Origin of the sequence: Pseudomonas sp. PDM31 (assembly GCF_019218965.1) — a bacterium.
GTDB lineage: Bacteria > Pseudomonadota > Gammaproteobacteria > Pseudomonadales > Pseudomonadaceae > Aquipseudomonas.
This window is the reverse complement of the sequence record NZ_JAHUWS010000004.1, coordinates 1-22,424: the sequence shown is the minus strand read 5'-3', so window position 1 is coordinate 22,424 and position 22,424 is coordinate 1. Positions and strand designations below refer to the sequence as shown.

The 22,424-nt window shown below is 59.8% G+C and carries 6 protein-coding genes and 2 rRNA genes; 3 read left to right on the top strand and 5 right to left on the bottom strand.

The features are described from left to right. Positions 1 to 15 precede the first annotated feature (15 nt). Positions 16 to 1,368, bottom strand: coding sequence for a TolC family outer membrane protein (locus tag KW839_RS08925; protein ID WP_218424114.1), 1,353 nt, complete (start codon positions 1,366 to 1,368; stop codon positions 16 to 18). A gap of 354 nt (positions 1,369 to 1,722) precedes the next feature. Here KW839_RS08925 and KW839_RS08920 point away from each other — a divergent pair, with 354 nt between their 5' ends. Both KW839_RS08920 and KW839_RS08915 read left to right on the top strand, forming a co-directional pair. Then, positions 1,723 to 17,934 carry a tandem-95 repeat protein gene (locus KW839_RS08920; protein ID WP_218424113.1) on the top strand — a complete coding sequence of 5,404 codons (16,212 nt, stop codon included), beginning with the start codon at positions 1,723 to 1,725 and terminating at the stop codon, positions 17,932 to 17,934. 145 nt (positions 17,935 to 18,079) lie between these two features. Continuing rightward, entirely contained in the window at positions 18,080 to 18,418 is a 339-nt protein-coding gene (locus KW839_RS08915) for a hypothetical protein (protein ID WP_060541906.1), read from the top strand. A gap of 56 nt (positions 18,419 to 18,474) precedes the next feature. Here KW839_RS08915 and lapD read toward each other — a convergent pair whose 3' ends face one another. Both lapD and lapG read right to left on the bottom strand, forming a co-directional pair. After that, positions 18,475 to 20,421 carry a cyclic di-GMP receptor LapD gene (gene lapD / locus KW839_RS08910; protein ID WP_218424112.1) on the bottom strand — a complete coding sequence of 649 codons (1,947 nt, stop codon included), beginning with the start codon at positions 20,419 to 20,421 and terminating at the stop codon, positions 18,475 to 18,477. A 14-nt stretch (positions 20,422 to 20,435) separates the two neighbouring features. Beyond that, entirely contained in the window at positions 20,436 to 21,059 is a 624-nt protein-coding gene (gene lapG / locus KW839_RS08905) for a cysteine protease LapG (RefSeq protein ID WP_371318058.1), read from the bottom strand. A gap of 262 nt (positions 21,060 to 21,321) precedes the next feature. Here lapG and KW839_RS08900 point away from each other — a divergent pair, with 262 nt between their 5' ends. Next, a complete protein-coding gene (locus tag KW839_RS08900; protein WP_218424111.1) occupies positions 21,322 to 22,032 on the top strand; it encodes a GntR family transcriptional regulator in 711 nt (236 codons plus the stop codon). Between the two features lie 64 nt (positions 22,033 to 22,096). Here KW839_RS08900 and rrf (KW839_RS08895) read toward each other — a convergent pair. Together rrf (KW839_RS08895) and rrf (KW839_RS08890) are read right to left on the bottom strand one after the other, a co-directional pair. Then, positions 22,097 to 22,212, bottom strand: a 5S ribosomal RNA gene (gene rrf / locus KW839_RS08895). A gap of 109 nt (positions 22,213 to 22,321) precedes the next feature. After that, positions 22,322 to 22,424 (bottom strand): 5S ribosomal RNA (gene rrf, locus KW839_RS08890); the annotation flags it as partial.

Below are 22,424 nucleotides of genomic sequence, written 5' to 3'. Positions count from 1 at the left end.
GTTGAAAGGGATAACTCAATTCATCCCGGGTAGCTGCACCTTGGGCTTCACATCGTTCTGCACAACGGATGCCAACGGCGCCACCACTCCCTGGCTCTTGAGCAACTCGCCCATGGTCGCCTTGATTCGATACTGAGTAAATAACTGAATGTTTTTGATCTCAGCTAAACGCCGCGATGCGGTGAACAGTTCATTTTCACTGTCGAGCAAGTCGAGCAAGGTACGTTCGCCGAGACTGAATTGACGCTGGTAGGCAGTTCGCACTGAAGTACTGCGATCGACGTACTGCTGGGCAATTGGTACCTGAGCGTTGGCGTTGTTCAAGGCATTCCAGGCCAAGCCGAGTTCTTCATTCAGTTGGCGCAGGGCGTTGTTGCGGATGTCCAGCGCCTGGTTCGACAGGTAGGCCCGAGATTCCAGATCAGCCTTGTTGCTGCCGCCGGCATACAGGTTGAAGCGCATACGCAGCATAGCCTGCCATTCGTTGTTATGGCCGGCCTGGCCGTCAATATTGTTGTCGGCGGTGGAACCCAACTCAGCATCGACACGTGGATAGAATGTCGACTTGGCGGTCTCATATTGCTTTTCCGCAGCAGCGATGTCGGACTCGGCCGAGCGCAGGATCGGGCTGTTTTCCAGCATCTGCGCGCGGGCTTCGTTCAGATCGGCCGGCAATAACGCCATGAATGGCGCCGGGAGCTCCAGCTGATCGGGCATCTGACCGACAGCACTGAGGTAATTGGTCTCGGCATCAGCAAGGTTGGTCTGCTCAGTGAGCAGATTGTTACGGGCCTGGGCCATCCGGGCCTCGGCCTGGTCAAGGTCGGCACCACTGCCGACGCCCCGCTGGGTGCGTAGCTGTATCTGATCGTAAATGCGCTGGTGGCTTTTGAGGTTGTCTTCGGCCAGGCGTACGAACTCACGGCGAGTCAGCACGTCGAGATAAACCTGGGCCACGGTCAGCCCGGTGCGTTCGGAGGTGCCAAGCAACGAGTAGGCACGGGAGTTGACGGTGGCTTGTTGGCGCCCCACTTCGTTCGACGTCGCAAAACCGTCGAAGACCATTTGCGACAGACGTAAATTTGACTCGCCGCGGTTCAGGGTTTCGTAGTGGTTATTGCTGCCATCGCCTCGGGTGGTCACGCTATCAGTGCCTTCACGGCCATAACCGCCCAGCAGGTCAACCTTGGGCAGGTATCCCCCTTTCGCAGCCTTTAACTGATAATCCGCGGCCAATCGGCTGTTTACGCCTGCCTGGACCTCCGGATGGACATCCAGCGCCTGTTGCATGGCTTGCGGTAAGGATTGCGCTTGAACAAAAGAGGCGGTGAGAGCGAAAGGTATAGCCATGAACAAAAGCGGACGCATGGTAGGAGTTTCCCAGAACTACTTGTCTTGAATCAGCGCGAATGAAAACGCCGTGTCGGAAGATGGCAGGTGGGATGACCGCATGTCGGAAAGTTCAAAAGCGGAACTGAATCACGCGCCTAGGGCAGGCCACCCATCAAATATCAATGTGACATTATTGGGACGATTGTTTAGGATGGATCCAAGAAGGTCAATAGTTTGGCATAAAGTTAATAGCCAAAGAATATAGACAAAATATTGGCGCAAACTGGCGTCAAATATTTGTACTACTTTTAAAAATTGCGTCCCCGATCTGATAAGTCCCCCCCTCAGGTCAATGTAAGTCAACTGAATGTGACACCCGGAGAGTCTTCAATGAGCAGTGTTGTTGCCGTCGTCAAAAGCATTGTCGGTCAAGTTTTCGTGGTGTCACCAGAGGGCGTGCGCCGCGTACTCGTTGAAGGCGACCGACTGTCCGTCGGCGACCAGATTGACACGGGCCTGTCCGGCGCCGTGTCCCTGGAACTGGCTGACGGCCGTACCCTGGATCTGGGACGTGAAACCCAATGGAGCGCCAGCGCTGCGGACTCCAGCAGCGATCTGGCAGAAGCCACCGCGCAAGCCGCGCCATCCGTTGATGAACTGCAACAAGCTATCGCCGCCGGCGTCGACCCGACTACGGCACTTGAGGCTACCGCTGCCGGTCCGGCTGCGGCGGGCTCTAATGGTGGTGCCGCCGGTGGCGGTCACAGCTTTGTTATGCTCGATGCCACTGCTGGCCGGGTAGACGCAACCATTGGTTTCCCAACCGACGGTCCTGATTCCGCTGCCGCAATCACCACGCTCGATATCGGCAATCAGAACACCACTACCAGCAACGCTGCGAGTGTCCTGACCGCTGATACTGGCTCACTGGCCGAAGACAGCGTCGCGACGGGTAACGTACTGAACAACGATAGCGATGCTGACTCGCAACTCAGCGTCGCCAGCTTCACCGTCGCCGGAGTGACCGGCAGTTTCACCGCAGGCCAGACAGCGACTATCGTCGGGGTCGGTACCGTGACCATCGGCACCAATGGCAACTACACCTTTACTCCGGACGCCAATTACCACGGCGTCGTACCGCAAATCACGTACACCACCAACACCGGCTCGACCAGCACGCTGGATTTGACCGTGACTGCAGTCGACGACAGTTTCATCGACGCCAGCGAAACCGTAACGGTCAACGAAGACTCGGCGGCTACCGGCAACGTGTTGTCCGGTACTTCGAGCGTCGATGGCCCGGTCAGCGTGGTCAATTTCACCATCGGTGAAACCACTTACTCCGCCGGCAGCACCGCGACTATCGCCAACGTCGGTACCCTGGTGATCGGGGCTAACGGCGACTACACCTTTACCCCGGCAGCCAACTACAACGGCAGCGTGCCGACAGTGAGCTACACCGTCACTGACGGCTCCGGTACGGACGTCACCTCGACCCTGAACATCGATGTCACCCCGGTCGACGACAGCTTCACCGACGCCAGCGAAAGCGTTACGGTCAACGAAGACACCGTCGCCACCGGCAACCTGTTGTCGGGTACTTCGAGCGTCGACGGCCCGGTCAGCGTGGTTAACTTCACCATCGGTGAAACTACTTACGCCGCTGGCAGCACCGCGACTATCGCCAACGTCGGCACCCTGGTCATTGGTACCGATGGCGCGTACACCTTTACTCCGGCCGCCAACTACAACGGCACGGTGCCAAGCGTGAGCTACACGGTCACCGACGGCTCTGGCAACAACGTCACCTCGACTCTGAACATCGACGTCAGTCCGGTCGACGACAGCTTCACCGACGCCAGCGAAAGCGTTACGGTCAACGAAGACACCGTCGCCACCGGCAACCTGTTGTCGGGTACTTCGAGCGTCGACGGCCCGGTCAGCGTGGTTAACTTCACCATCGGTGAAACTACTTACGCCGCTGGCAGCACCGCGACTATCGCCAACGTCGGCACCCTGGTCATTGGTACCGATGGCGCGTACACCTTTACTCCGGCCGCCAACTACAACGGCACGGTGCCAAGCGTGAGCTACACGGTCACCGACGGCTCTGGCAACAACGTCACCTCGACTCTGAACATCGACGTCAGTCCGGTCGACGACAGCTTCACCGACGCCAGCGAAAGCGTTACGGTCAGCGAAGACACCGTCGCCACCGGCAACCTGTTGTCGGGTACTTCGAGCGTCGACGGCCCGGTCAGCGTGGTTAACTTCACCATCGGTGATACCACCTACGCCGCTGGCAGCACCGCGACCATCGCCAACGTCGGCACCTTGGTGATCGGAGCCAACGGGGTTTATACCTTCACCCCGGCAGCCAACTACAACGGCAGCGTGCCAGGCGTCAGCTACACCGTCACCGACGGTTCCGGCACTGACGTCACTTCGACCTTGAACATCAACGTTACCCCGGTCGACGATAGCTTCACCGACGCCAGCGAAACCGTTACGGTCAACGAAGACACCGCGGCTACCGGCAACGTGTTGTCCGGCACTTCGAGCGTCGATGGCCCGGTCAGTGTGGTCAACTTCACCGTCGAAGGTGTCACTGGTACGTTCACCGCCGGCACCACCGCAACCATCGCCAACGTCGGCACCCTGGTCATTGGTGCCGATGGCGCCTACGCCTTTACTCCGGCCGCCAACTACAACGGCAGCGTGCCAAGCGTCAGCTACACCGTAACCGACGGTTCCGGCACTGATGTCACTTCGACCTTGAACATCAACGTTACCCCGGTCGACGATAGCTTCACCGACGCCAGCGAAAGCGTTACGGTCAACGAAGACACCGCGGCTACCGGCAACGTGTTGTCCGGCACTTCGAGCGTCGACGGCCCGGTCAGCGTGGTCAACTTCACCATCGAAGGCGTCAGTGGCACGTTCACCGCCGGCAGCACCGCGACCATCGCCAACGTCGGCACCTTGGTGATCGGAGCCAACGGGGTTTATACCTTCACCCCGGCAGCCAACTACAACGGCAGCGTGCCAAGCGTCAGCTACACCGTCACCGACGGTTCCGGCACTGATGTCACTTCGACCTTGAACATCAACGTTACCCCGGTCGACGATAGCTTCACCGACGCCAGCGAAAGCGTTACGGTCAACGAAGACACCGCGGCTACCGGCAACGTGTTGTCCGGCACTTCGAGCGTCGATGGCCCGGTCAGTGTGGTCAACTTCACCGTCGAAGGCGTCACTGGTACGTTCACCGCCGGCACCACCGCAACCATCGCCAACGTCGGCACCCTGGTCATTGGTGCCGATGGCGCGTACAGCTTTACCCCGGCCGCCAACTACAACGGCAGCGTGCCAAGCGTCAGCTACACCGTCACCGACGGTTCCGGCACTGACGTTACTTCGACCTTGAACATCAACGTTACCCCGGTCGACGATAGCTTCACCGACGCCAGCGAAAGCGTTACGGTCAACGAAGACACCGCGGCTACCGGCAACGTGTTGTCCGGCACTTCGAGCGTCGATGGCCCGGTCAGTGTGGTCAACTTCACCGTCGAAGGCGTCACTGGTACGTTCACCGCCGGCACCACCGCAACCATCGCCAACGTCGGCACCCTGGTCATTGGTGCCGATGGCGCGTACAGCTTTACCCCGGCCGCCAACTACAACGGCAACGTGCCAAGCGTCAGCTACACCGTCACCGACGGTTCCGGCACTGACGTCACTTCGACCTTGAACATCAACGTTACCCCGGTCGACGATAGCTTCACCGACGCCAGCGAAACCGTTACGGTCAACGAAGACACCGCGGCTACCGGCAACGTGTTGTCCGGCACTTCGAGCGTCGATGGCCCGGTCAGCGTGGTCAACTTCACCATCGAAGGCGTCAGTGGCACGTTCACCGCCGGTCAGACAGCCAACATCGCCAACGTCGGCACCCTGGTGATCGGAGCGAACGGTGAATACACCTTCACCCCGGCCGCCAACTACAACGGCAACGTGCCAAGCGTCAGCTACACCGTCACCGACGGTTCCGGCACTGACGCCACTTCGACCTTGAACATCAACGTTACCCCGGTCGACGATAGCTTCACCGACGCCAGCGAAACCGTTACGGTCAACGAAGACACCGCGGCTACCGGCAACGTGTTGTCCGGCACTTCGAGCGTCGACGGCCCGGTCAGCGTGGTCAACTTCACCGTCGAAGGCGTCAGTGGCACGTTCACCGCCGGTCAGACAGCCAACATCGCCAACGTCGGCACCTTGGTGATCGGAGCGAACGGTGAATACACCTTCACCCCGGCCGCCAACTACAACGGCAACGTGCCAAGCGTCAGCTACACCGTCACCGACGGCTCCGGCACTGACGTCACCTCGACCTTGAACATCAACGTCACCCCGGTCGACGACAGTTTCACCGACGCCAGCGAAACCGTGACCACCGCCGAAGACGCTCCAGTTACCGGCAGCGTCCTGAGTGGAACGAGCAGCGTCGACGGCCCGGTCAGCGTGGTCAACTTCACCATCGAAGGCGTCAGTGGCACGTTCACCGCCGGTCAGACAGCCAACATCGCCAACGTCGGCACCTTGATGATCGGAGCGAACGGTGAATACACCTTCACCCCGGCCGCCAACTACAACGGCAACGTGCCAAGCGTCAGCTACACCGTCACCGACGGCTCCGGCACTGACGTCACCTCGACCTTGAACATCAACGTCACCCCGGTCGACGACAGCTTCACCGATGCCAGCGAAACCGTGACCACCGCCGAAGACGCTCCAGTCACCGGCAGCGTCCTGAGTGGAACGAGCAGCGTCGACGGCCCGGTCAGCGTGGTCAACTTCACCATCGAAGGCGTCACTGGTACGTTCACCGCAGGCACCACCGCCACCATCGCCAACGTCGGTACCCTGGTCATTGGTGCCGATGGCGCGTACAGCTTTACCCCGGCCGCCAACTACAACGGCACAGTGCCAACGGTTACCTACACCGTCACTGACGGTTCCGGAACCAACGACACTTCGACCCTGAATATCAGCGTCACACCTGTTGACGACAGCTTCACCGACGCCAGCGAAACCGTCACGATCAACGAAGACACCACAGCCAGCGGCAACGTATTGGCGGGAACTTCAAGCGTCGACGGCCCGGTCAGCGTGGTCGACTTCACCGTCGCTGGCGTCACTGGCACGTTCACCGCCGGTCAGACCGCCAACATCGCTAACGTCGGCACCCTGGTCATCGGAGCGAACGGGGCTTACACCTTTACCCCGGCCGCCAACTACAACGGCACCGTGCCAACGGTTACCTACACCGTCACTGACGGCTCCGGAACCAACGACACCTCGACCCTGAACATCAGCGTCACACCCGTCAACGACAACTTCGTCGATGCCAGTGAAACCGTCACGATCAACGAAGACACGGTGGCTACCGGCAATGTACTGACCGGTACTTCGAGCGTCGACGGCCCGGTAAGCGTGCTCAACTTCACCGTCGCTGGCGTCACTGGCACGTTCACCGCCGGCCAGACCGCGACCATAACCAACGTCGGTACCCTGGTGATCGGAGCGAACGGTGCCTACACCTTCACCCCGGCCGCCAATTACAACGGCACTGTGCCGACCGTGACCTACACCGTCACCGACGGTTCGGGAAGCAACGACACCTCGACCCTGAAAATCAGCGTCACGCCGGTCAACGACAACTTCGTCGATGCCAATGAAGCCGTCACGATCAACGAAGACACTTGGGCGACCGGCAACGTGCTGACCGGCACTTCGAGCGTCGACGGCCCGGTCAGCGTGCTCAATTTCACCGTCGGGGCGACCACTTACGCGGCAGGTGTCCCGGCAATTATCGCCAACGTCGGGATCCTGGTGATCGCGGCGAACGGTGCGTACACCTTCATTCCGGCCCCCAATTACAACGGCACGGTGCCAACGGTGACCTACACCGTCACCGACGGTTCGGGCAGCAACGACACCTCGACCCTGGACATCAGCGTCACACCGGTCAACGACAACTTCATCGATACCAGTGAATTCGTCTCGATCAAAGAAGACTCTGTGGCTACCGGCAACGTGTTGTCCGGCACTTCGAGCGTCGATGGCCCGGTCAGCGTGCTCAATTTCACCGTCGCTGGCGTCACTGGCACGTTCACTGCCGGCCAGACTGCGACCATCGACAACGTCGGCACCCTGGTGATCGGAGCGAACGGTGCATACACCTTCACCCCGGACGCAAACTACAACGGCACGGTGCCAACGGTGACCTACGTCGTCACCGACGGCTCGGGCACCGACAACACCTCGACCTTGAACATCAGCGTCACGCCGGTTAACGACAACTTCATCGATGCCAGTGAAACCGTCACGATCAACGAAGACACCACGGCCAGCGGCAACGTATTGGCGGGGACCTCGAGCGTCGACGGCCCGGTCAGCGTGGTCAATTTCACCGTCGAAGGCGTCAATGGGACCTTCACAACTGGCCAGACCGCGACCATCGCCAACGTAGGCACCCTGGTGATCGGTGCGAATGGTGCTTACACCTTCACCCCTGCCGCCAATTACAACGGCACTGTGCCGACCGTGACCTACACCGTCACCGACGGTTCGGGAAGCAACGACACCTCGACCCTGAAAATCAGCGTCACCCCGGTCGACGACAGCTTCACCGACGCCAACGAAACGGTTTCAACCCTGGAAGACACCGCCCTTACCGGCAGCGTTCTAACTGGTACGACCAGCGTCGATGGCTCGGTCAGCGTGGTCAATTTCACCGTCGAAGGCGTCAATGGGACCTTCACAGCTGGCCAAACCGCGACCATCGCCAACGTCGGCACCCTGGTCATCGGAGCGAACGGTGCGTACACCTTCACCCCTGCCGCCAATTACAACGGCACTGTGCCGACCGTGACCTACACCGTGACTGACGGTTCAGGAACCAACGACACCTCGACCCTGAACATCAGCGTCACCCCGGTCGACGACAGCTTCACCGACGCCAACGAATCGGTCTCCACCCTGGAAGACACCGCCCTCACCGGCAGCGTCCTCACTGGTACGACCAGCGTCGATGGCTCGGTCAGCGTGGTCAACTTCACCGTCGAAGGCGTCAATGGGACCTTCACAGCTGGCCAAACCGCGACCATCGCCAACGTCGGCACCCTGGTCATCGGAGCGAACGGTGCGTACACCTTCACCCCGGCCGCCAATTACAACGGCACTGTGCCGACCGTGACCTACACCGTCACTGACGGCTCTGGAACCAATGACACCTCGACCCTGAACATCAGCGTCACCCCGGTCAATGACCCGAGTGTGCTGATCGCGGACACCAACACCGTCGATGAAGACCACATTGCAACCGGCAACGTGCTGGGTAATGACAGCGATGTCGACAACGCTCTGAGTGTCGCGACATTCACTGTGCAAGGCGCCACCGGTTCCTTTACCGCGGGCCAGGTCGCGACTATCGCCGGAGTCGGTACTGTGACTATCGCCACTAACGGCGACTACAGTTTCACCCCGGCCGCGAACTGGAACGGCAACGTTCCACAGATCAGCTACACCACCAACACCAACTCCACCAGCACGCTGGATATTACGGTCAATTCGGTCAACGACGCTCCGACCGTCAATTCCACTTCGGCCCACGGCAATGAAGATCAATTGATCGCCGTGCAGCTTGGCGGCAATGACATTGACGGCAGCGTCAACCACTTCAGCCTGACCAGCCTGCCGGCCAATGGCAGTTTTTACGCCGACGCCGCCGGGACAATCGCATTGACCGCCAGCAGCGTGATCTCCGCTACCGCCAACGGCGCAACGATTTACTTCAAGCCAACCGGCGACTGGAGCGGTACCACCAGCTTCACCTATAACGCGACCGACAACGGCGGTTTGCCTTCCGCGTCTTCCGCGACCGGAACCATCGTCGTTGCGCCAGTAACCGACACCCCTAGCCTGTCACTGACCGGTGGCGGTGTGGTTGCTTCGACCGACTTACAGGAAGTCGCTGTTAACGGCTCCTATAACAGCAACGTCAATGTCAGCAAGCTCGGCAATGGTGCCTGGCACACTGACAACAGCGGTGGCATGGTCGAAATCGGCAAGGCCAGCGTCTACGGTGCCGGCGGCGATAACCAGGTCATTGAACTGGAGCGCAATACCGGTGATGCGAGCAACCTCTACACCACTATCGATGCCAAGGCCGGCACCACTTATAACGTGTCGCTCGACTATGCACCGCGTGCCGGCGTGGATAATTCGCTCATCAATGTGTACTGGGGTGGTCAACTCATTGGCACTCTGAACACCTCGGCCACCGGCATGAAGCACTACAGCTTCGACGTTCCGGTCACTGCCGATGGCAATCAGAAGCTCGAGTTCCGCGCTGGGGACAGCAATAGCGTGGGCGGCCTGCTGGACAACATCAATGTCACTCAGGTGCTCAACTCGGGCCTCGAAGACAACGCGATCCTGCTATCGACCATCCAGGCCCACACCAATGACGTCGACGGTTCGGAAACGCTTGCTCTCACTCTGAGCGGCTTGCCGGCGGGTTCCACGCTCTCCGATGGCACTCACACCTTTAACGCTGCCGACGGCTCGACGTCGGTGGACATTACGGGTTGGAACCTGTCCACGCTCAAGCTGACACCGCCAACGAACTTCAATGGCGACATCCCCCTGACCGTAACGGCCACCGCCAAAGACGGCGATGCCCAAAGCGCCAGCACCTCGCTGCCACTGGTGGTGCACGTTGCGCCCGTCAATGACGCAAGCGTACTGCAAGCAGACCAGAACACCGTCAGCGAAGACCACAACGCAACCGGCAACGTGCTGCACAACGACCACGATGTCGATAATGCCCTGAGCGTCTCCAGCTTCAGCGTGAATGGGGTCAACGGCAGCTTCACGGCGGGTCAGACCGCAACCATCACCGGTGTCGGAACGCTGATCATCGCCAGCAATGGCGACTACAGCTTCAAACCGGCTGCTGACTGGAATGGCAACGTTCCACAGGTGACGTACACCACCAATACTGGCTCGAGCAGTACGCTGAACATCAGTGTTACGCCGGTCAACGACAACTTCACTGACGCTAATGAAACCGTCTCCACCCTGGAAGACAGCGTGGCCACCGGCAGCGTGCTGTCCGGAACTTCGAGCGTTGATGGCACGGTCACTGTGGTCAACTTCACCGTCGAAGGCGTCAATGGCACCTTCACAGCTGGTCAGACCGCCAACATCGCCAACGTCGGCACCCTGGTGATCGGAGCGAATGGTGCATACACCTTTACTCCAGCTGCCAACTACAACGGCACTGTGCCCACGGTCACCTACACCGTCACCGACGGCTCTGGACCCAACGACACCTCGACCCTGAACATCAGCGTCACGCCGGCCGACGACAGCTTCATCGATGCCAGCGAAAGCGTGACCACCGCAGAAGAGACTCCAGTCTCCGGTAGTGTGTTGACGGGTACCTCTAGCGTCGACGGCACGGTCAGCGTGGTTGACTTCACCATCGCTGGCGTTACTGGTACGTTCAACGCCGGTCAGACCGCCACCATCGCCAACGTCGGTACCCTGGTCATTGGTGCGAACGGTGCTTACACCTTCACCCCAGCCGCCAACTACAACGGCACGGTGCCAACAGTCACCTACACCGTCACCGACGGCTCGGGAACCAACGACACTTCGACCCTGAACATCAGCGTCAGCCCGGTCGATGACAGCTTTACCGATGCCAACGAAACCGTTACGGTCAACGAAGACACCGTGGCGACTGGCAATGTGTTGTCCGGCACCTTGAGCGTTGACGGTCCGGTCAGCGTGGTCGACTTCACCGTCGCGGGCGTCACTGGCACGTTCACTGCCGGCCAGACCGCCAATATCGCCAATGTCGGCACCTTGGTCATTGGGGCAAGCGGGGCTTACACCTTCACCCCGGCTGCCAACTACAACGGCACTGTGCCGACCGTCACCTACACCGTCACCGACGGCTCGGGAACCAACGACACCTCGACCCTGAACATCAACGTCAGCCCGGTCGACGACAGCTTTACCGACGCCAACGAAACGGTCTCCACCCTGGAAGACACCGCCCTCACCGGCAGCGTTCTCACTGGTACGACCAGCGTCGATGGTTCGGTCAGCGTCGTTAACTTCACCGTCGAAGGCGTCAATGGCACCTTCACAGCTGGTCAGACCGCCAACATCGCCAACGTCGGCACCTTGGTCATTGGGGCAAACGGCACGTACACCTTCACCCCGGCGGCCAACTACAACGGCACGGTGCCGACCGTCACCTACACCGTCACCGACGGCTCGGGAACCAATGACACCTCGACGCTGAACATCAGCGTCAGCCCGGTCGATGACAGCTTCACCGATACCAGCGAAACCGTTACGGTCAACGAAGACACCTCGGCTACCGGCAACGTGTTGTCCGGTACTTCGAGTGTCGATGGCCCGGTCAGCGTGGTCGACTTCACCGTCGCGGGCGTCACTGGCACGTTCACTGCCGGCCAGACCGCCAACATCGCCAATGTCGGCACCTTGGTCATTGGGGCAAGCGGGGCTTACACCTTCACCCCGGCTGCCAACTACAACGGCACGGTGCCAACGGTCACCTACACCGTTACAGACGGTTCGGGAACCAATGACACCTCGACGCTGAACATCAGCGTCACCCCGGTCGACGACAGCTTCACCGACGCCAACGAAACGGTCTCCACCCTGGAAGACACCGCCCTCACCGGCAGCGTCCTCACTGGTACGACCAGCGTCGATGGCTCGGTCACTGTGGTCAACTTCACCGTCGAAGGCGTCAATGGCACCTTCACAGCTGGTCAGACCGCCGACATCGCCAACGTCGGCACCTTGGTCATTGGGGCAAACGGGGCTTATACCTTCACCCCGGCCGCCAATTACAACGGCACAGTGCCGACCGTCACCTACACCGTTACAGACGGTTCGGGAACCAATGACACCTCGACTCTGAACATCAGCGTCACCCCGGTCGATGACAGCTTCACCGATGCCAGCGAAACCGTTACGGTCAACGAAGACACCGTGGCGACCGGCAACGTGTTGTCCGGTACCTTGAGCGTTGATGGCCCGGTCAGCGTGGTCGACTTCACCGTCGCGGGCGTCACTGGGACGTTCAACGCCGGCCAGACCGCCAACATCGCCAACGTCGGCACCTTGGTCATTGGGGCAAACGGGGCTTATACCTTCACCCCGGCCGCCAATTACAACGGCACAGTGCCGACCGTCACCTATACCGTCACCGACGGTTCTGGAACCAACGACACCTCGACTCTGAACATCAGCGTCACCCCGGTCGATGACAGCTTCACCGATGCCAGCGAAACCGCTACCGTCAACGAAGACACCGCCCTCACCGGCAGCGTTCTCACTGGTACGAGCAGCGTTGACGGCTCGGTCAGCGTGGTCGAGTTCACCGTTGCTGGCGTCACTGGTTCGTTCAACGCCGGCCAGACCGCCAACATCGCTAACGTCGGCACCTTGGTGATCGGAGCGAACGGTGCTTACACCTTCACCCCTGCTGCCAACTACAACGGCACGGTGCCAACAGTCACCTACACCGTCACCGACGGCTCGGGAACCAACGACACTTCGACCCTGAACATCAGCGTCACGCCGGTCGACGACAGCTTTACCGATACCAGCGAAACCGTTGCGATCAACGAAGACACCGCGGCGACCGGCAACGTATTGTCCGGTACCTTGAGTGTTGACGGTCCTGTTAGCGTGGTTGACTTTACCGTCGCGGGCGTCACTGGCACGTTCACTGCCGGCCAGACCGCCACCATCGTCAACGTCGGCACCTTGGTCATCGGAGCGAACGGTGCATACACCTTTACTCCAACTGCCAACTACAACGGCACTGTGCCAACAGTCACCTACACCGTCACCGACGGCTCGGGAACCAACGACACGTCGACCCTGAACATCAGCGTCAGCCCGGTCGATGACAGCTTTACCGATGCCAACGAAACCGTTACGGTCAACGAAGACACCGTGGCGACCGGCAATGTGTTGTCCGGTACCTTGAGCGTTGACGGTCCGGTCAGCGTGGTCGACTTCACCGTCGCGGGCGTCACTGGCACGTTCACTGCCGGCCAGACCGCCAATATCGCCAATGTCGGCACCTTGGTCATTGGGGCAAGCGGGGCTTACACCTTCACCCCGGCTGCCAACTACAACGGCACGGTACCGACCGTGACCTACACCGTCACCGACGGTTCGGGAACCAACGACACCTCGACGCTGAACATCAGCGTTACACCGGTCGACGACAGCTTCACCGACGCCAGCGAATCGGTCTCCACACTGGAAGACACCGCCCTCACAGGCAGCGTCCTCACTGGCACAACCAGCGTCGATGGCTCGGTCAGCGTGGTCAACTTCACCGTCGCGGGCGTTACCGGCACGTTCAACGCCGGCCAGACCGCGACCATCGCCAATGTCGGCACCCTGGTGATCGGTGCGAACGGTGCTTACACCTTCACCCCGGCCGCCAACTACAACGGCACTGTGCCGACCGTCACCTACACCGTCACCGACGGCTCGGGAACCAACGACACCTCGACCCTGAACATCAGCGTCACCCCGATCGATGACAGCTTCACCGACGCCAACGAAACGGTCTCCACACTGGAAGACACCGCCCTCACCGGCAGCGTCCTCACTGGCACAACCAGCGTCGACGGTTCGGTCAGCGTCGTTAACTTCACCGTCGCTGGCGTCACCGGTAGTTTCAACGCCGGCCAGACCGCGAACATCGCCAATGTCGGCACTCTGGTGATCGGTGCGAACGGTGCGTACACCTTCACCCCGGCTGCCAACTACAACGGCACGGTACCGACCGTGACCTACACCGTCACCGACGGTTCGGGAACCAACGACACCTCGACGCTGAATATCAGCGTTACACCGGTCGATGACAGCTTCACCGATGCCAACGAAACGGTCTCCACACTGGAAGACACCGCCCTCACCGGCAGCGTTCTCACTGGTACGACCAGCGTCGATGGCTCGGTCACTGTGGTCAACTTCACCGTCGAAGGCGTCAATGGCACCTTCACAGCTGGTCAGACCGCCAACATCGCCAACGTCGGCACCTTGGTCATTGGGGCAAACGGGGCTTATACCTTCACCCCGGCCGCCAACTACAACGGCACTGTGCCGACCGTCACCTACACCGTCACCGACGGTTCGGGAACCAACGACACCTCGACGCTGAACATCAGCGTTACACCGGTCGACGACAGCTTCACCGATGCCAACGAAACGGTCTCCACACTGGAAGACACCGCCCTCACCGGCAGCGTTCTCACTGGTACGACCAGCGTTGACGGCTCGGTCAGCGTCGTTAACTTCACCGTCGCTGGCGTCACCGGTAGTTTCAACGCCGGCCAGACCGCGAACATCGCCAACGTCGGCACTTTGGTGATCGGTGCGAACGGTGCTTACACCTTCACCCCGGCCGCCAACTACAACGGCACGGTACCAACGGTCACCTACACCATCACCGACGGCTCGGGCACCAACGACACCTCGACCCTGAACATCAGCGTCACCCCGGTCGATGACAGCTTCACCGACGCCAGCGAATCGGTCTCCACACTGGAAGACACCGCCCTCACCGGCAGCGTCCTCACTGGCACAACCAGCGTCGACGGTTCGGTCAGCGTCGTTAACTTCACCGTCGCTGGCGTCACCGGTAGTTTCAACGCCGGCCAGACCGCGAACATCGCCAATGTCGGCACTCTGGTGATCGGTGCGAACGGTGCGTACACCTTCACCCCGGCTGCCAACTACAACGGCACGGTACCGACCGTGACCTACACCGTCACCGACGGTTCGGGAACCAACGACACCTCGACGCTGAACATCAGCGTTACACCGGTCGACGACAGCTTCACCGACGCCAACGAAACGGTCTCCACACTGGAAGACACCGCCCTCACCGGCAGCGTCCTCACGGGTACGACCAGCGTCGATGGCTCGGTCAGCGTGGTCACTTTCAGCGTCGCTGGCGTCACTGGTTCGTTCAACGCCGGCCAGACCGCGAACATCGCCAACGTCGGCACCCTGGTGATCGGTGCGAACGGTGCTTACACCTTCACCCCGGCCGCCAACTACAACGGCACGGTACCGACCGTGACCTACACCGTCACCGACGGCTCGGGCACCAACGACACCTCGACCCTGAACATCAGCGTTACACCGGTCGATGACCCGAGCGTGCTGGCTGCTGACCTCAAAACTACCCTTGAGGACACGATCGCCACCGGCAACGTACTGACCAACGACCGCGATGTGGATAACGCCCTCAGCGTGGCCAAGTTCACGGTGGGTGGCGTGGAGTACACGGCAGGGAGTACCGCCACGATACTGAACGTCGGCAAGCTGACTCTCGGTGCCAACGGTGAATACAGCTTTACCCCCGCCAACAACTGGAGCGGCAAGGTTCCGACTGTCACCTACATCACCAGCACCGGTTCAAACTCCACGCTAGACATCAGTGTGACCGCGGTCGCGGATGCACCGATCGTGTCCGCCACCACGACACAGGTCGCCGAAAACGGCAGCATTGCGTTGGGCTTGAAGGTAACGTCCGCGGACACTGATGGCTCTGAAACACAGACCATTACCTCGATCGGCGGCATCCCGGCAGGTGCGACCTTGACCGACGGCACGCACACCTTTACCGGCACGCTCGGTAATACCGTCGTGAACCTCAGCGGGTGGGATGTAAGCAAATTGAGCTACACCCCGGCACCGTACGCCACCGGTACCAACACGCTGACAGTCACGGCAGTCTCGACCGAAAGCCAAGGTGGTTCGGCCAGCAATACCACTCAGATTCCGATCGCGATTAATCCGGCGGTTTATAACTCGGTCACTGGCACCACCGGTAATGACAATGTCGTCGGCACCGACGGCAACGACATCATGATCGCCGACATCGGCGGGCTGACGGTGGTGCCGGGCACCAACTACAACATTGCGTTCATGGTCGACAGTTCGGGCAGTATGAGCGCGTCGTCGATCAGCGCGGCCAAGACCTCGCTGACGTCGGTGTTCAACACGCTCAAGCAGAGCATGGGTGGAAACTCGGGCACCGTGAACATCTTCCTCGCGGACTTCGATAGCCAGGTCAACAAGTCTGTTTCGGTCAACCTGAACGATCCAAATGCCCTGACCCTGCTCAAAGGGGTGCTGGATTCGATGGCTTCCGGCGGCGGCACTAACTACGAGGACGTGTTCAAAACCACGGCCAACTGGTTCCAGAGCACCGAGGCGAAGGCCAACTCCGGGGCGACGAACCTCACGTACTTCATCACCGACGGCAAACCGACTTACTACCAGAGCGGTGAGCTGACCAACCCGACCTTGTACGGCAACGTGAAGTTCGACGACGTTATCACCACCAGCAATTACAAACTGGGGCAGACCTACAGCGCCACTCTGGACAGTACTCACAAACTGTCCATCGATAGCGATGGCACGGTCACGCTGCAGACGTACAAGTCCTCATGGCTTGGCAACTACTGGAGCAGTGATGATCTGGGTACCATTCGCGCCGAGGGCAACGGCACCTATGAGCTGTCCAGTCGCGACGGCACCGGCAACAGCACCGGTTCCGACGCCATCGACAACTCCTCCGATGGCTTCGCGCTCTTGGCCAAGGTGTCGGCGGTGGAAGCTATCGGCCTGAACAAGGACGTGACGCTCAGCGACCTGAGGCCGTACGACTCGGATAGAACGCCGCAGACCGACATTGATCCAAAGAACCTTGCCGACTCGATCATCGGTCATACCGAAGCAACCATGCCGGGTAACGACATCGTCAATGGCGGCAATGGCAACGACATCCTGTTCGGCGACCTGGTGAGCTTCAACGGCATCGCCGGCGAGGGTTATCCGGCGATGCAGGCGTTCGTCGCCAAAGAGACCGGCGTAGACGTCAGCAAAGTCACCACCAGCAATGTGCACCAGTACATCACCGAGCACTACACAGCGTTCGATGTATCGGGTAGCCATGATGGCAACGACTCCCTGCTAGGCGGCGCGGGCAATGACATCCTGTTCGGTTCAGGCGGTACCGATCTGCTCGACGGCGGCAGAGGCAATGACATCCTGCTGGGTGGTACCGGCAACGACTCACTGACCGGTGGCCAGGGCAATGACATCCTGATCGGCGGATCCGGTGGCGACACCTTCGTCTGGAAGGCGGGCGACACCGGCAGCGACGTGATCAAGGATTTCAAGGCCAGCGAAGGCGACCGCATCGACCTGCGCGATCTGTTGCAGGGCGAAACCGGCAGCACCATCGACAACTTCCTGAAGATCTCTACGGTCGATGGCGTGTCGTCGCTGCAGGTCAGCTCGGGCGGCAAGTTCAACTCCGGCGACGCGGCAGCGGCCACACCGGATGTGACGATCAAACTGGAAGGCAACAACTGGTCGAGCGCCAACCTGCACAGCCTGATTGCCGGTAGCGACCCGACCATCAAGGTCGACCACAACAACAGCTGATGCGTAAAAACGACCGCCCTTATGGGGCGGTCGTCACGTTTGCGGCTACCGTCCGATGACGATTTCGTCGGCGCACCGCATACTCGCGTACAGTTGTCCTATGCTGCTGACGGCATGATGCTGGTTAATTTCCGAGGGATGCTCAATGTTTTACGTGCAACGCGATGCGCAGGGCCTGTTGGTTCGCGTGGAAGCTGCGGCTTACGCCGAGGCCACGGAGACGCTGCCGGCCGACCACCATGAAATCCAGGACTGGTACGCTAACGAGGCCGTGGAGACTAGCCTCAAGCAGCTCAAGCAGAGCGACCTGGAAATGATCCGGGTACTCGACGACTTGATTCAGGTGCTGACCCAGAAAGGCGTAATCCGCGTCACCGATCTGCCACCGGCGGCCCAGGCAAAACTCATGGACCGGACCCAAGCCCGTGAAGCATTGGGTGGCCTGAGCCATTTGATCGATGAAGAAGAAGCCGGGTTGATCTGACCTCCCGGTACCCATGAAGATCGTCCGTATCGCGAACGATCTTTTCAGGCATCAGCTCATCCCCAGGGCTTGGGCTCACCGAACAGCTGCCCCTGCACCCCATAAAGCCCCATCTCGCGAATCACCGACAATTCACCTTCGGTCTCGACCCGCTCGGCAATCAGCGGCAAATCGATACTGTGCGCCGCCCGCTGAATTGCCTCGATGAATAGACGCTTGTCGCTCTCCTGGTCAATCGATCGAATGTAACTGCCATCGATTTTCAGGTATGCCAGTCCAAGTCGTGCCAGGTTGCCAATCATGCTAAAGCGTCCGCCAAAGCGCTGCAGGCTCAAGGAGAAGCCAAGCTCTCGCAGGCGTCGGGTCAGTTGCTCCAGTACCGCCTGTTCGGGCAGTTGCTCTTCGCCGATTTCCAGGGTCAGACGTGGGCCGAGGCTGGAGTTAGCGCGCAGGATCTCGAAGACTTTGTTCAGCGCCTGGGGGTCGGCCAGGGTGGCCGATGACAGGTTCAACGCCAGTGACTCTTCGTGTCCGTGCATCTGCTCCAGCACGCGCTCGAGCATCAGCCGATCGAGCCGTGCGGTCCAGCCAAAGCGCTCCAGCCATGGCAGGAAACGCCCGGCAGGAATGGTCTGGCCCTGTTCGTCGAGCAACCGCGACAGTACTTTGTAATGCAGCACCATCTGCGTGTCCTGGGCAGCCACTACCGGCTGGAAATACAAGTCGAAACGCTGCTGACTCAGTGCCTGGTCGAGCAAGCGGTGCCAGGCGTGGTGATCGTCGCCGACGCTGGCCGAAAGACTGTGGTCCAGGCAGGCCCAGTTCTGCTCGCCCTGGCCTTCCGCTTGCGCCAATGCTTGATCGCCGAGGCTCAACACCGATTGCGGTGAGTCGCCATGGGCGAATGGTGCCAGTCCAATGGAGGCCACTGCCGGCACATCTGTAGCACCAGTGGCGTGCAGACTCGCCAGGGCGCTGTCGAGGTTTTGGGCCAGATGCAGTGCTTCTTCGCGTACCAGACCCGGTGCCAGCACAGCAAACTCACCGCCACGGATACGAGTGACCAGGTTCTGGGTTTCCGGGTATTTGGCGCATTCGCGCGACAGTTGCTCGCCGACTGCTTTAAGTACTTCATCGGTGCGCTGGCCGCCGAGTCGCTGGTTGAGTCCAGCCAGATCCTTGACCCGCAACAACAGCAGATAACCGGAGCTGGCCTGTTCAGGATTGCTGACCCGCGCATTCAGTTGCATCTCGAAATAGCGCCGGTTGGCCAATCCGGTCAAGGTGTCCTGATAGGATTCGGCTCGCAGTTTTTCGCTGCGCTCGGCCTGTTCCTGGAACAGCGCTTTGAGTTTTTCTACCATCTGGTTCATGGCCTGCACCACCCGGCGCAATTCGGGAGTGCGCGGTAATTCCGGCAGACTCAGGAATTCCCGCCGGGCGATGGCATGGGACTGCTGGACCATATAATCGAGCGGCTTGAGTTGCCGACGCAGCAACAGCGCGCCCAGCACTGCACTCACCGCGCCGCAGATCAGCAGCCAGCCAAGGCTACCCAACGCGCTTTGCCACAACTTGGCCAGAGCAAACATCGGATGGCTGACCACTTCGACCCGCGCCGCCTGTTCCCAGCCACGGCTGACTATCGCGTCACCACCGGCAGCCTCAAGACCTATCAGCTTGACGAACCAGTCCGGAACGTTGGTGACTGCAGGGATGCCCGTACGCTCAACCAGCGTCTGATCAGTCTTCACGTCGACTACGCGGATGCTCGCATAGTAGCCGCTGTCGAAAATCGAGCTGACCAACAGCTCGACCATCGCCGGGTCGTCGATGTTCGGCGTCAAGGACAACGCCAGTGCCGTCGCCGCGTCCTGAGCGTGGGAGCGCAGTTGATTGACGTATTGGGTGCGCGAGCTTTCCAGGCTGACCATGAAGCTGCCGGTGAAAGCGACTACCAGGAACAGACAGATAGCAATCAACAGCTGTTTGAACAAAGACATCTGAGCGCGTGCTCCTAATTAGTCGTCTCGAGCGGGAAACCTTCGGCCTGCATTTTTTTCAGTACATCCAGCCATCGCGAAAGGCGTTTGGTATCACCAACCTTCTGGTTGCCCTTGGCACCAGCCAACCACAACCCTTCTGCGTTGAAAGAGTAGACCGGCAGCAGATCCTTTCGTTGGCTGGCGGGCTTAATCACGTCGATCAGGCTGTCGAGCACCAGTGGCATGGCCTCCGGGCTGGAGTAGTAGGTCAGCACCATATGCGCGCGATTCTGGGTCAGAGCCTTTACATAGGTGATACGCAACTTGTCACTGGCGACACCGAGATGGCGCAGGCTGAAGTACTTGGCTATAGCGTAGTCTTCACAGTCGCCGGCGCCCTTCCACAGCGCCTCGATCGGGGTTTCCCAGTAATCCACCTGGCGCCACAGGTCTATGTCCTCAACGTAGCGCAGCTGTTTGTTGAAGAAGCGGTTAACCACATTAAGCTTCTCCAGCTCGCCGAGCTGCTTCTGGCTGGCCAATAGCTGCTGCCAGTCGTCAATGCGCTGCTGCCCCTGGCCCAAGGGCCCGTACAACCCCTGCGCCTTCCGGCTGATCAGGGAAAAATCCCAGTCGGCACTCAGGCTGCCCAGCATCACGCCAGCCAGCAGTAATGCACTGCACAGCCAACTTAGAATCCGGGGAATCGCTATAGGTGCCGTCAATGCAAAGGCATCCAGGGTGGACAGGAAGGAGTCGATTGAATGGTGAAGGTTAGCCTGAAAAAAAACAATGGCACGATGAGATCATTGGCGTCGCGCTAAACTAAAGACAGGTGAGCTACTGCTTGTTTGACTTCCCGTCAGGCAGTCACTAGTGTCATTTGGATCCAAAACCTCTGAATCAGGGTGCGTTGTAGTGACACAAAAGCCCAACCCTCTTAGCAGTATCAAGATCAACGGGCCGATTCCCGCACATCTGGCGCGTTCGGTGATCGAAGAAACCCTGCGCTCGGCCATCCTGGACGGGCGCATCCCTTGTGGTGCTGCACTGCGTCAGCAAGACCTGGCCGACCTGTTCGGCGTCAGTCGCATGCCGGTGCGCGAAGCCCTGCGCCAGCTCGAGGCACAAGCACTGCTTAATGTTGTAGCCCATAAAGGTGCCGTCGTCGCTCCGCTGGTCCAGGGTGATGCCGTGGAAACCTACGCCTTGCGCATTCTCCTGGAGTCGGAAGCGCTACGCCTGTCGATCCCATTGCTCCAGGATGCGGACATCGAACAGGCCCAACGATACATCGAAGAACTCGAAACAGAACACGACTACACCGAAATCGGCCGTCTCAACCGTCTCTTCCATATGATGCTGTACAGCAGGGCGCCCAATCGCCGGCTGTTGCAGCTGGTTGAGGACGGGTTGAATGAAGAGGAGCGCTTCCTGCGTTTCAACCTGGAGGCCATGGGCCTCGGCAAGCTATCCCAGGACGACCACAGAGCTCTATTGCATGCAGCCCGGGAGCGGAATGTGGAACGCTCTGTTCAGTTGCTGGAGCTCCACCTGAACCGTGCGGTGCAAGTCATCACACGCTACCTAGACAGCCCTGAAGCTCAGGCCAGAAAGACCTCGAAGTAACCTACAGGGCCCTGAAACGACTAAACCCCTGTCTGCGTCAGCAGACAGGGGTTTCGGAATTCAATCTTGACGATGACCTACTCTCACATGGGGAAACCCCACACTACCATCGGCGATGCATCGTTTCACTGCTGAGTTCGGGATGGGATCAGGTGGTTCCAATGCTCTATGGTCGTCAAGAAATTCTGTGTGTCGATCCGTCTGTAATGACGTGCCGACGAATTCTTGATGTTTCTACTTTAAAGACAAAACCCCTACCTGCTACGCAGATAGGGGTTTCGGAATTTAATCTTGACGATGACCTACTCTCACATGGGGAAACCCCACACTACCATCGGCGATGCATCGTTTCACTGCTGAGTTCGGGATGGGATCAGGTGGTTCCAATGCTC

Bases quoted from the DNA above. Each gene is read 5' to 3' on its own strand.
- KW839_RS08925 (WP_218424114.1), bottom strand. From the start codon at position 1,368: ATGCGTCCGCTTTTGTTCATGGCTATACCTTTCGCTCTCACCGCCTCT.
- KW839_RS08920 (WP_218424113.1), top strand. From the start codon at position 1,723: ATGAGCAGTGTTGTTGCCGTCGTCAAAAGCATTGTCGGTCAAGTTTTC.
- KW839_RS08915 (WP_060541906.1), top strand. From the start codon at position 18,080: ATGTTTTACGTGCAACGCGATGCGCAGGGCCTGTTGGTTCGCGTGGAA.
- lapD (WP_218424112.1), bottom strand. From the start codon at position 20,421: ATGTCTTTGTTCAAACAGCTGTTGATTGCTATCTGTCTGTTCCTGGTA.
- lapG (WP_371318058.1), bottom strand. From the start codon at position 21,059: ATGCTGGGCAGCCTGAGTGCCGACTGGGATTTTTCCCTGATCAGCCGG.